Raw genomic sequence first — 11510 nt, 5'->3', positions numbered from 1 at the left:
GTAAGCGTTAAGTGAGCGCCGTATTGACGGTTATTTATCGGTAAGAACCACGTTCCATGGCAGCAGTTCGGCCACTTTGTTGCTGGGCCACTCCGGCAGTACGCTCAGGATATGGCGAAGGTAGGCTTCCGGATCGATACCATTCAGCCTGCACGTCCCGATCAGTCCGTACAGCAGGGCTCCGCGCTCACCACCGTGGTCGCTGCCGAAGAAGATAAAATTCTTTTTCCCAAGACAGACGGCACGAAGGGCTCGTTCGGCAGCGTTGTTATCAGGCTCTGCCAGGCCATCTTCACAGTAGTAGCACAGCGCATCCCACTGGTTCAGGACATAAGCGAACGCTTCGCCCAGACGGGACTTTTTCGACAGCGTCTCATTTTTTTCTACCAGCCATTCATGCAGCGATGCCAGCAGTGGTTTGCTTTGCGATTGTCTGGCTGCCAGACGCTCTTCTGTCGTGAGGCCGCGTATTTCTTCTTCTATCGCGTACAGCTCACCGATACGTTTCAGGGCTTCTTCCGCTGTCGCTGTGTGAGTGCTTATATAGACATCATGGATTTTTCGGCGGGCATGGGCCCAACATGCGGCTTCTGTCAGCGGCCCTCCTTCACGTTCCGGACTGAACAACCGATCGTAGCCTGCGAAGGCATCCGCCTGCAGCACACCATGATAGTGGCGAAGGTGTTGCTGAGGATGTTTTCCCTGCCGGTCTGGCGAGAAGGCGAACCATGCCGCTGGCGGATCTGATGAACCTGCGCTTCTGTCGTCACGTACATACGTCCAGATACGCCCGGTTTTCGTCTTCTTTCTGCCCGGTGCAAGCACCGGAACCGGAGTGTCATCCGTATGCAGTTTGTGGCAGTCCATCACGTAGTGGTAAAGGGCCTCATCCAGCGGGGCCATTAACCGGCAACATGCATCCACCCAGTTGGAGAGCAGAGCCCGGCTCAGATCCACGCCCTGACGGGCAAAGATTTCGCACTGGCGATACAGCGGCAGGTGTTCGCAGTATTTGGCCGTTAACACGCGGGCCAGCAGACCCGGCCCGGCGATACCCCGATCGATGGGACGTGATGGCGCAGGTGCTTCAACGATACAGTCACATCGGGTGCAGGCCTTTTTCACCCTGACCGTGCGGATCACTTTCAGGGCGCTGGAGACCAGTTCCAGCTGCTCCACGCTGACTTCGCTGAGGTACGCCATACCGCTGCCGCATTCCGGACAGCTGGTTTCCGCAGGATCCAGCCGATGTATCTCGCGGGGAAGGTGTGCCGGTAACGGGCGACGATGGCGGGACTGACGTAACTGGCGAGGTACCTGCGGATCGTCTTCCCGTCCGTTGTAGCGATCGCTTTGCTGCTCCTGCTGTTTCAGCAGGGCTTCGGCTTCTTCAACCTGTCGGCGAAGTTTTTCGGAGCGGGTACCGAACAACATTCGACGCAGTTTTTCTATCTGTGCCCGCAGATGCTCTATCTCGCGCTCTTCGTTCTCTATTTTCTCTTCTGCGCGGGCCAGTGCAGAACGCAGGAACGACTCAGTCTCTGCAACGAGACTGAGCTGACTGTCTTTCTGGCGAAGCGCGTCTTCCAGCGCAGCGATACGGGCGAGATAGTCGTGATTCATAACCGCTTTTATAATGCGGTTATGATTTTTTTACAACATTGTCAGTGAGTTAAGGCGGGATATTTTTGGCTGGCGCCAGTCCAGCTTATCAAGGAGCATGGCAAGTTGTGAGCGGGTGATCGCGATTTTGCCGTCGCGTACAGCAGGCCAGACGAACTGTCCCTCTTCCAGGCGTTTGATAAACAGGCACAGACCATCAGCATCAGCCCAAAGTATTTTCACGGTATCGCCACGGCGTCCCCGGAAGATAAACAGATGGCCGGAGAAGGGATCCTCATCCAGAACGTGGTGTATCTGTTCGCCCAGCCCGTTGAAGGATTTACGCATATCCGTGGCCCCGGCGACCAGCCAGATGCGGGTGCCTGACGGGAGGGATATCATTGTGTCCTCCCGGTCAGTTCGCGGATCAGCACAGTCAGCAACTCTGACGACGGGTTCTCCAGCGTCATTTTGCCGTGGCGGAACTCAACATGACAGGAAGTGGCGCTGGCGTGAGCGGAGGAGAACGTACACAGAGTGTCATTCTCTGCGGCGGGCAACGGGTCGTTGATAACGTCGACGGACAACAGAGTCGGAGAAGCCGGAAGAGATTGAGGTACCACCGGCCCCACGATAGTTGCAGGCATTCGACGAGAGATTCGCCCCTCTCTCTGCCAGAGGCGTAGCCACTTAAAAATGAGATTATTATCAACGCCATGTTCCCGCGCCAGTTGTGCGACGTTGGCATCTGGTCGTGAAGCCAGTTCGACCATCCGAAGTTTGAAGTCACTGGAATAGACGGTACGCGATTCAGTTCGCCAGTTGGCAGCATTTTCCATAAACAGAGCTCCTTCTAAATTAGACGGAGCTCTAAGCTAGCGATCCCGGGACTGGAATCACAGGCGGCAGTGACTTGACGCTTACCTCTTTTTTCAGTGAACTGAAGAACGATTCGGCCACCGCATTATCCCAGCAGTTGCCACGCCGGCTCATGCTCGGGACCAGGTTATTAGCCCGGCAGAAGCGCTGCCAGTCGTCACTGCCGTACTGGCTTCCCTGGTCTGAGTGCACGATGACCTCGCCGTCGGGTTTACGTCGCCAGACCGCCATCATCAGTGCATCCAGCGCCAGTTCGTGTGAGAGAGTGGGCTTCATCGACCAGCCCACCACGTTACGGGCGAAGAGATCGATAACCACCGCCAGATACAGCCAGCCCTGCCAGGTGCGGATATAAGTAATGTCGGTGACCCAGACCTGATTGGCCCGGACAACAGTAAACTGCCGCTGCACGCGATTAGGGGCAACCACTGAAGGTCTGCCAGCGATACGACGCGGCGCTTTATAGCCGCGCACGGCTTTAATCCGGTTCAGTTGCATAATACGGCCCACCCGGTTTTTACCGCAGGTTTCCCCGATTTCGTTCAGGTCACCATGAACCCGCCGGTAACCGTATACGCCTCCGCTCAGTGAATAGGAGTCACGGATAAGCGTCAGCAGACGCTGATTATCTTTATCACGTGCCGAGACCGGGTTATGCAGCCACGCGTAGAACCCGGCCCGGGCGACATCCAGTACCCGACACATTGTCATCATACCCCATACAGTGCGGTGCTCATTGATAAAGCGGTACTTCAGTCGGGCTCCCTTGCAAAGTACCGCGCGGCCTTTTTCAGGATATCCCGTTCTTCTTCGGTACGTTTTAGCTGCGCCCGTAGTTTCAGGATCTCGCTTTTGGCTTCCAGTAAATCCCGGGCATGCTGCTCGCTGTTATCCGGTTTGATAGCCCGTAGCCACTTGTAGAGGCTGTGGGCAGAAACGCCCAGACGGTCAGATACTTCGGCAACGGAATAACCGCGTTCCGTTATCTGTCGGACGGCTTCTTCCTTAAATTCAGGTGTAAATCGTGGTGTGCCCATATGCTCCCCCTATACTCAAACTATAGGGCAGGATCGTCTACCGGGGTGGGGTCAGTCCATTACTAACTGACAGTTGTACCGAATACTGGGGGCAGGTCAAGCGCTTTAGCTTGTGTGGCAACAACCTCCTTTACAGGACCAGGTAGACGATTACCCTGTGCTGTTTCTGTGCTCAACGCAATCTACGGCTATCCATTTTCTGCCAGTGGTTGCAAAGACGACCATTCAACGTCAGCAAAGTTTCGCAATGCACTGCTATGTAACTCATTGATCCTACGTAGAATTTAAAATCACTCGGCGTTCGCGCTGTGTGGGTTCAAGTCCCACTCCGGGTACCATGGGAAAGAACAGAATAATCAAAGCAATAAGCAGTGTCGTGAAACCACCTACGGGTGGTTTTTTTGTGCCTGTTTTTTACAAGCATAGATACTTTGCGTCAAGCAGCCTGCCAGAAACGTAAACTGCCCTCTATATACTCACTATTGCTAATCAATCTATCGCCGAATCGGCGCGTTAAACATAAAGCCCCCTCGGGCAGGGTTGTTGATAAACCCATCGCGGGCGGGATTGTAGTTGTGGTCCTGGAAACTATTCATCAGGATGGGATCGCCAAAGCCATCCTGTATCGCCAGCTGTCTGTGGATTCGGTTTCGTGCCCTGAACGTGAAAGCGAAATCACCCGTCCCGCCAATGATGAACACACCATTACCAGCTCGAAGTGCCGCGCTCAACTCTTGCTCTCTGACGGCCTGGTTTTGTAACGCGCTGGCTGTGGCAGACGATGACGCCAGCAGCAGTAATATGAGAACGGCGCATGAAAATACCGATGGCAGTTTCATGATTAATACCTATAAAAAGCATGGCTATTAAAGTATAGCTTTATGTTGTCATCTTAACTGAAAAGAAAACCAATATTTTAAACCTGCTGTCCATACTGTATTTAAAAGACCGGAAGAGTAGTGCTGCGCAGTTAAGAACTATAATAAAAACAGTCAACAGGTGATTACTTCTGTTTGCAGACAGTGCTGGTTCAGGGGGCTGCTATGAACATTTCATCTTTTCCGATAGTCATGTTCGCAGCATTGCTCACCCTTAGTGGTGCAGCATATTCGGTGGAAAAAGAAGATATCTTTTCGCAGAATGCCAGGGCTACGGATCCCATCGCATTTTCTCAACAGTCATTTAATAACCTGAGGTCTTATCAGGTTATGATGCGCACCTCGTCGCCATCCGATGAAAGCAAAATTATTCGCTATAGCTTTCAAAAGCCTGGGTATGTGCGGATGGATTTTACCCAACCGCATTCAGGTGCGGTGCTTATCTTTAATCCTGTCAGCGGTAAAGTGACGTTATGGCCATTTGGTGTGGGTACATTGCCCATTTTGCACCTGTCGCCTACTAATTCATTGATCCAGGATGAGCGCGGTCATCGGGTGAATCGTTCTGATATCGGCGTGTTGTTGGGCAATATTCGTCATCTGCAACGCGAAGGGACAACAACCACAGTTGGTAAGGAAAACCTTGCAGGACGGGCGACGACGCACGTATCTGTGGTTGGGCCTGGAACAATGGCGGTTGATGGTGTTCACCGCTATGACGTCTGGCTGGATAATTATCACGGACTCCCTGCCAAAGTGATCAGCTATGCGCCAGATGAGCAGCGATTAGAAACCGTGCTTCTGGATGCTATGGTCATTAACATCCGTTTTCCCGCCAATTTCTTCTCGCCTTGAGGGAGTCTGTATTATGGCTAACTATCGGTTTTCCACTGTCTGGCGGGTTGAGGCTTCTATTCAGGAGGTATGGGATGTTTTTTCTCATCCCGATCAGTGGCCTGAATGGTGGGAAAGTCTGGAACGCATTGTTGAGATTAAAAAAGGTGATATACAGGGCATTGGGGCGCTGCATCGTTATACCTGGAAAGGAGCGCTTCCTTATCGCTTAACCTTTGACATCAACGTGTTGAATATTTTGCCCTGCTCGCTGCTTGAGGGGCAAGCCAGCGGGGCGGTTGAAGGGCGAGGCGTGTGGTCTTTTTCTGCCAGTGGCGCAGAAACTATCGTCAGATATGACTGGAATGTTCGCACCACGATTCGCTGGATGAATTACCTGGCTCCGCTGGCGGCACCCGTTTTTCGCTGGAATCACGATATGGTTATGCGCGAAGGGGCCAGAGGGCTAGCCCGTAAGCTTGCAACGAATGTCTATATTTTCTGAACTCGCCCTCACGGCTGTACTTTTTGCCTGTCTATGGCTTACTATCTGTCGCGCAGTTTCTTATTTCATTCACAGTTAACAGGTCTGTTATTGATGAATAACCTCCATCGGCTCACCTTTTTATGTCAGCGTCTGTCTGCTGTGATGATCGCATACGGTTTTTACCTTCTTAGCCGTAGCTCAACTCTTATAACATGGACAGACAGCAATGCAACGTCGACAATTTCTCAAAAATAGCGTTCTCCTTTCCGCCGCCGGTTTAGTCGGTCCTGCGGTTATTAGCCAGACGGTTCACGCCGCTGAGCCATCCGTTGCACCAGTCGCGCGTCGGCGCTTTGTGTTATCCCAGACGTATAAACTTAACCCTCCTAAGGGATCGAGCGGCGTGGTAAAACTGTGGATCCCGCTTCCGGTAGATACCGCGTTTCAACAAATGACGGCGCTTGCCTTTAGCGGAAACTACAAGCAGGCGTACGTTACCACTAATAATACTTATGGCGCGAAAACGCTGTTTGCCACCTGGCCTGACTCGCAGGGCGAACTGTTGATTAACGTTGATATCGACATTGAAACCGCCGACTGGGAGCCGCTGAAGCAGGATGCGCTGAAAACCTGGCAAGCGCCGGAGCAGATTATTTATCCGCTGGATGTAAAACCGTACCTGCTGCCGACGACACATACCCCAGTTGATGGGCAGGTTCTGGAAACCGCACGTAAAATTACCGGTAATGAGCAGGATCCGCTGAAAAAAGCACGCCTGATTTACGAGTGGGTGAGTAGCCATATGGAGCGCGATAACGACGTTATCGGCTGCGGCACGGGGGATGTGGCGGAGATCTTAAAAAGCGGTAAGCTCAAAGGAAAATGCACCGACATGAGCTCCGTTTTTGTTGCTCTGGCACGGGCCAGCGGTATTCCGGCACGCGAACTGTTTGGCATCCGTCTGGGCAAAGCCAATAAGCTCGAACGCTACTCGAAAAGCGCTTTTGGCAGAGCTGACAGTGCAGGTGTCGCTGATGTGAGTGGCGGACAACATTGTCGCGCCGAATTCTATCTGGCCGGTTACGGCTGGTTACCGTGCGATCCTGCTGATGTGACCAAAATGCGTCTGGCAGAGAAAAAGTCGCATCAGGACGCCGATGTCCAGGCGGTAAACACTTACCTGTTTGGTAACTGGGAAATGAACTGGGTTGGATTCAACTACGGGCGTGATTTCGAGCTGTATCCGGCAACGGAGCAGGGAGCCCTGAACAACTTTGGCTATCCTTACGCTGAAGTCGATGGTGACCCGATCAATTTCTATGATCCTAAAGCGTTCTCCTACAGCTATGTCGCCACAGAACAACGCTAAAGGGGCGGGACTCACCCTGTTGACGGCCGCGGCGGCTGCCGTCACCGCTGGCTTATGCTGCGTTGGACCGCTGCTCTATCTGCTGTTTGGTATTTCGGCGGCGAGCTTTGCTGTTTTCACCCAGTTTGAGTTTTTGCGAATTCCCCTGATGCTGGTGTCATTGGGTTTATTACTGCGCGTCTTCTGGCGGCTCTATTTTTCCAGGCGGCTGTGGTGTTCCGGATGGTTAACGTTGAAGCAAGCGCGCGTTCTCTACTGGTGCGCGTTGGCGTTGATTTTGCCGGTGCTATTTTATCCAACGCTCGTTGCCTGGTTTTATGAGGTATTTGAATGAAGATCTTCACGCTAGTTGCATGCCTGCTTCTGCCGCTGTGGGCTCAGGCGGCCAATCAAAAAGTGGTGCTTGATATACAAAATATGACCTGCTCGTTATGCGTTATTTCGGTCAATCAGGCGCTACGTGAAACCAACGGTGTGATTAAAGCAAAATCCTCCCTAAAAACCCGACAAGCAGAAGCGATTGTGCCAGAAGGTTTCCCAACCGATACTTTACTTAACGCGGTAGCGAAAACGGGCTATACCGCAACGCTCAACCGTATTGAACAACAGTAAACCACCTACGGGTGGTTTTATTGTGTTTTCCCGGTATGATGCCCGGCGGCTTAGTGTTCTCTTTTGTGCGTTAACTTCCGGAATTCCACGCGTTTCCTGTTAACCTGAACAGGCGGCAGCTGTATGCCGCATATGCCCATTTTTATCTGTTATCCCTCCAGCCATGTAGGATGATCACAGGCAAGATTTTTTGACTAAGGAAAAGCGTTATGAAAACGGGACCATTAAACGAGAGCGAACTGGAATGGCTGGATGATGTACTGACTAAGTACAATACAGACAAGGCTATTCTGGATGTGTCAGAACTGGATGGTTTGCTGACAGCGGTGCTGAGTTCACCGTATGAAATTGAACCAGAGCAGTGGCTGGTCGCGATTTGGGGCGGCGCGCAGTATGTCCCTCGCTGGTCCTCCGAAAAAGAAATGACGCGTTTCATGAACCTGGCGTTTCAACATATGGCGGATACGGCCGATCGTCTGGATGAATATCCTGAGCAGTTTGAGCCGCTGTTTGGTTTACGTGAAATTGACGAGCATGAACTGACCATCGTTGAAGAGTGGTGCTTTGGTTATATGCGCGGCGTCGCACTGTCAGACTGGTCCGCGTTACCGGACACGTTAAAACCAGCACTTGAAGCTATTGCGCTGCACGGTACGGAAGAGAACTTTGCGGTGGTTGAGAAACTAACGCCGGAAGCGTTTGAAGAGAGCGTCGATGCCATCCGCCTGGCAGCGCTGGACCTGCATGCTTACTGGATGGCGCATCCTCAGGAAACGCCGGTCAAAGTACCGGTGAAAGTGGATGCCAAAGTAGGGCGAAATGACCCTTGTCCGTGTGGCAGCGGCAAGAAATATAAGCAGTGCTGTTTGCACTAACAGAAAGGGGCGAAAGCCCCTTTGTTTTAACCCACTTCTGGTAGTAATCCTGCTGCAATAGAAAACTGTACTGCTATCACCACAATGCCGCACAAAAATACCAGCGCCAGCGCCGGAGCACCGCCTGCTACGCGGTAGTTGGCCTGCGGATTATGTTTTCTGCTCTGCCAGGCCAGCATCGAGGGAATGAGCAGCGCCAGCACCGCCAGGGCAACGCCCGCATACCCTAATGCCATGACAAAACCACGCGGATAGAACAGCGCGAATGCCAGCGGCGGCAGGAAGGTCACCGCGCCGGTTTGCATTCTTCCCGCTACGGTATTGCGGCGCTGGAAGAGGTCGGCCAGGTAGTCAAATAATCCCAATGCAACGCCGAGGAAAGAGGTCGCCAGCGCGAGGTCAGCAAACAGATGCACCGCCAGTTCGACGTGCGGCGAAGCCACGACTTCACGCAATGCCTGCAATAAGCCATTTAAGCCTGCGTGGTTGGCTAATAGCCCCATGAACGTTGTCGAGTTAATGCTGCCAAGCGTCGCCAATTGCCAGAAGATATAGGCGACCAGAGGAATAGCGCTACCCGTAATAAACACCCAACGCAGTTTACGAATGTTACCGTTCATATAGCTGACGATACTGGGAACACTGCCGTGAAAACCGAATGAGGTGAAGATGACCGGGATTGCGGAGAGCGCCAGCCCCTGTTGCAGCGGCAGCGTAAGCAGGTTCACTTTATGAATATGCGGCATTAACAGAGCCAGCATCGCCACCAGGAAGATTATCTTGGCACTGAATAGCAGACGGTTGAACAGATCGACCAGCGAGGTCCCAACGCAAACCACGCCACCGGCAACAAAGGTGAACAGCAGTACGCCTGTTGTCGGGGATACATTTGTTCCGGTCCAGTCACTGATGCTGGAGGCCAGCAGTTCACCTGCACCACTGATGTACGCGGCCGTCAGGGCATACATTAAAAACATCATGCTAAAGCCCGTTACCCATTGTCCGTAACGACCAAGATAACGTTTTGCCAGCGTGCCCAGCCCGGTGTCTGCCGGAACATGTTGATACACTTCAAGCAGCAACAGCGCGGTGTAGCACATCAACGCCCAAAGACTGATTAACAATACCAGCGTGACGCTAAACCCCACGCCTGCCGCAGCCAGCGGCATTGCCAACATACCGGCACCAATCGTGGTTCCCGCCACGATAAAAATACTACCCAGGGTTCTGTTTTTCACGCTTTCCTCTGTCCCAGAGATAATCAATGGTTATATCTGCGGCGCAGATTAAGGCAAAACGCTATTTTCGTCAAATCACCGTTACAATGGCTGTACATTAATCTTTACGATGCTTTGACCGTTAAGGTGTATAACAAATGACATTTATCTGCTGATAAACCTGCGTTAGCGCAAAGCGACGATGTGCGGTTCACATTAGGCTACGGACTTTATTAAGGAGGTAGTATGGAATCTATTCACGGTCACGAAGTGCTCAACATGATGATTGAATCTGGCGAGCAGTATTCAAATGCCAGCCTTGAAGCGGCGATTACGGCACGTTTCGGCGAGCAGGCGCGTTTTCACACTTGTTCTGCGGCGGATATGACAGCAGGCGAGTTGGTGGCGTTTTTAGCGGCGAAGGGAAAGTTTATTGCAAAAGAAGACGGCTTCTCTACGCACGAAAGCAAGATCTGCCGTCACTGATTTCAAGGGGTAATGATGGCGGGCTGCCATCATTGCCCTAAAATATTAATTCTGTGTATCAAGCGTAGCCAGTTCTTTGTCGATGAAATAAAGACCTTCGCCACTTTTTCCTGCCAGCGACAGCTTATCAATAACAGATTTAAATAATTTCTCTTCTTCATGCTGCTCGGCAACATACCATTGCAGGAAATTAAAGGTTGGATAATCCTGGTGGGTCATTGCCGCGTGTGCCAGCTCATTAATTTTCTGGGTGATTAGCTGCTCGTGTTCGTAAGTAACACGGAACAGTTCATCCAGAGACGCATATTCAGCAAAGGGTGAAGAAACGGTATTAATACGCGGCAAACTGCCGGTATCGGTCAGGTAGTCGAACAGACGCTGCATGTGCGTCATCTCTTCCTGGGCGTGACGGCGCAAAAAGGCGGCGGCACCTTCGAAGCTGTGATAGCTGCACCACGCGCTCATCTGTTGGTAGAGCAGAGATGAATATAATTCAAGATTCATTTGCTCATTCAGTTGGTCGATCATTTCTGTTTTCAGCATGGTTCTGCTCCACAAACGTTATTATATATTGACGTGGCGCCACTATAATTTGTTATTTAATTATTTGCAAAAGGTAAAATAATAAATTTATTTATTAAAAATGCGAATGGGAATAAAACGCATTAACGATATTAAACGGAGGATATAAATAATAAAGTGGTAAAAGACCAGCAAAAATGAGCTGGTCGGAAATATTAATAATTGAAAGAAGGTGATTGGGGCACCGCGACACCATGACACTGCCAGGCGAGTGTAATTTTGGTATTTAAGCACAGAGAGCCAGCATACACGCTACAGGTTGACACCGGCTGACCAAACGCTTCTGCGCTGGCATAGCCCAGGCGCTGACACTCTTTGGTGGCTGTCCCTTGGGTAACGTAGTCATCGGTACGTGCTGTTTGTAACATGGCCTGATTATAAGTGAGGCGAACCACACCAGTGATGGCGCTGGCTTCGCTGACCTGTGCCTGTTTTGTGATTGTGCATCCTGTCAGCATGAGCGGCAAAAGCGCCAGGATAAAAGTCTTCATGAGATCGCTCTGAAAGTTCGAAGATACACTATCATGGCATACAGAGACCCTCATCAATGGCTTGAATAGCCCGAAGATCACCTGCGATTAATCACAACGAGGTCATTTGTTTGCGGAAATTCTGAACTGTTCAGACAGGAATGTGAGCGCAACTTTGTTTT

14 protein-coding genes and 1 pseudogene are annotated in these 11510 nt (G+C 51.6%); 7 read left to right on the top strand and 8 right to left on the bottom strand.

Going from position 1 to position 11510, the window contains the following annotated elements:
• Window positions 1-30 precede the first annotated feature (30 nt).
• The 5 genes and pseudogenes from OGX94_RS15630 to OGX94_RS24830 form a co-directional block, all read right to left on the bottom strand.
• Window positions 31-1623 (bottom strand): IS66-like element ISKox1 family transposase, encoded by a 1593-nt coding sequence (locus OGX94_RS15630; protein WP_004902302.1) that lies wholly within the window; start codon window positions 1621-1623, stop codon window positions 31-33.
• A 30-nt stretch (window positions 1624-1653) separates the two neighbouring features.
• Entirely contained in the window at window positions 1654-2004 is a 351-nt protein-coding gene (gene tnpB / locus OGX94_RS15625; RefSeq protein WP_004189161.1) for an IS66 family insertion sequence element accessory protein TnpB, read from the bottom strand.
• Window positions 2001-2441, bottom strand: a complete 441-nt coding sequence (locus OGX94_RS15620; protein WP_004189163.1) for a transposase — start codon at window positions 2439-2441, stop codon at window positions 2001-2003. Before OGX94_RS15620 ends, tnpB begins: the two co-directional genes overlap by 4 nt.
• 85 nt (window positions 2442-2526) lie before the next feature.
• A pseudogene (locus tag OGX94_RS15615) lies at window positions 2527-3518 on the bottom strand (IS3 family transposase); the annotation flags it as partial.
• A 494-nt stretch (window positions 3519-4012) separates the two neighbouring features.
• Window positions 4013-4357: a hypothetical protein gene (locus OGX94_RS24830; RefSeq protein WP_125112503.1), complete on the bottom strand. Its 345-nt coding sequence runs from the start codon at window positions 4355-4357 to the stop codon at window positions 4013-4015.
• 204 nt (window positions 4358-4561) lie between these two features.
• Between OGX94_RS24830 and OGX94_RS15605 the strand changes: the two genes are divergently transcribed.
• The 6 genes from OGX94_RS15605 to OGX94_RS15580 all read left to right on the top strand — a co-directional run bounded on the left by OGX94_RS15605 (window position 4562) and on the right by OGX94_RS15580 (window position 8573).
• Window positions 4562-5251, top strand: coding sequence for a LolA family protein (locus OGX94_RS15605; RefSeq protein ID WP_257661883.1), 690 nt, complete (start codon window positions 4562-4564; stop codon window positions 5249-5251).
• A 13-nt stretch (window positions 5252-5264) separates the two neighbouring features.
• The gene (locus OGX94_RS15600; protein ID WP_003833916.1) at window positions 5265-5735 is read left to right on the top strand and encodes an SRPBCC family protein; all 471 of its coding nucleotides are present in this window, start codon (window positions 5265-5267) and stop codon (window positions 5733-5735) included.
• Window positions 5736-5943: 208 nt separating this feature from the next.
• Window positions 5944-7086 (top strand): transglutaminase-like domain-containing protein, encoded by a 1143-nt coding sequence (locus OGX94_RS15595; RefSeq protein ID WP_286569567.1) that lies wholly within the window; start codon window positions 5944-5946, stop codon window positions 7084-7086.
• Window positions 7064-7420, top strand: coding sequence for a mercuric transporter MerT family protein (locus OGX94_RS15590; RefSeq protein ID WP_003833912.1), 357 nt, complete (start codon window positions 7064-7066; stop codon window positions 7418-7420). The genes OGX94_RS15595 and OGX94_RS15590 overlap by 23 nt, the downstream gene beginning before the upstream one ends.
• On the top strand, window positions 7417-7698 hold the full coding sequence (locus OGX94_RS15585) for a heavy-metal-associated domain-containing protein (RefSeq protein ID WP_181510832.1): 282 nt from the start codon (window positions 7417-7419) through the stop codon (window positions 7696-7698). The genes OGX94_RS15590 and OGX94_RS15585 overlap by 4 nt, the downstream gene beginning before the upstream one ends.
• A 209-nt stretch (window positions 7699-7907) precedes the next feature.
• Window positions 7908-8573, top strand: coding sequence for a YecA/YgfB family protein (locus OGX94_RS15580; RefSeq protein WP_003034581.1), 666 nt, complete (start codon window positions 7908-7910; stop codon window positions 8571-8573).
• 26 nt (window positions 8574-8599) lie between these two features.
• Here OGX94_RS15580 and tyrP read toward each other — a convergent pair whose 3' ends face one another.
• Window positions 8600-9811, bottom strand: a complete 1212-nt coding sequence (gene tyrP, locus OGX94_RS15575; protein ID WP_164562665.1) for a tyrosine transporter TyrP — start codon at window positions 9809-9811, stop codon at window positions 8600-8602.
• Window positions 9812-10036: 225 nt separating this feature from the next.
• Here tyrP and OGX94_RS15570 point away from each other — a divergent pair, with 225 nt between their 5' ends.
• Window positions 10037-10276, top strand: a complete 240-nt coding sequence (locus tag OGX94_RS15570; RefSeq protein ID WP_003034586.1) for a YecH family metal-binding protein — start codon at window positions 10037-10039, stop codon at window positions 10274-10276.
• 45 nt (window positions 10277-10321) lie between these two features.
• Here OGX94_RS15570 and ftnA read toward each other — a convergent pair whose 3' ends face one another.
• Together ftnA and yecR are read right to left on the bottom strand one after the other, a co-directional pair.
• Window positions 10322-10819 (bottom strand): non-heme ferritin, encoded by a 498-nt coding sequence (gene ftnA, locus OGX94_RS15565; RefSeq protein WP_003034588.1) that lies wholly within the window; start codon window positions 10817-10819, stop codon window positions 10322-10324.
• A 194-nt stretch (window positions 10820-11013) separates the two neighbouring features.
• On the bottom strand, window positions 11014-11349 hold the full coding sequence (yecR, locus tag OGX94_RS15560; RefSeq protein ID WP_008785081.1) for a YecR family lipoprotein: 336 nt from the start codon (window positions 11347-11349) through the stop codon (window positions 11014-11016).
• Between the last annotated feature and the right edge of the window lie 161 nt (window positions 11350-11510).

This window comes from Citrobacter sp. Cpo037, from assembly GCF_030332945.1.
GTDB classification, from domain to species: Bacteria; Pseudomonadota; Gammaproteobacteria; order Enterobacterales; family Enterobacteriaceae; genus Citrobacter; species Citrobacter portucalensis.
This window is presented reverse-complemented; position numbering and strand designations above follow the sequence as displayed.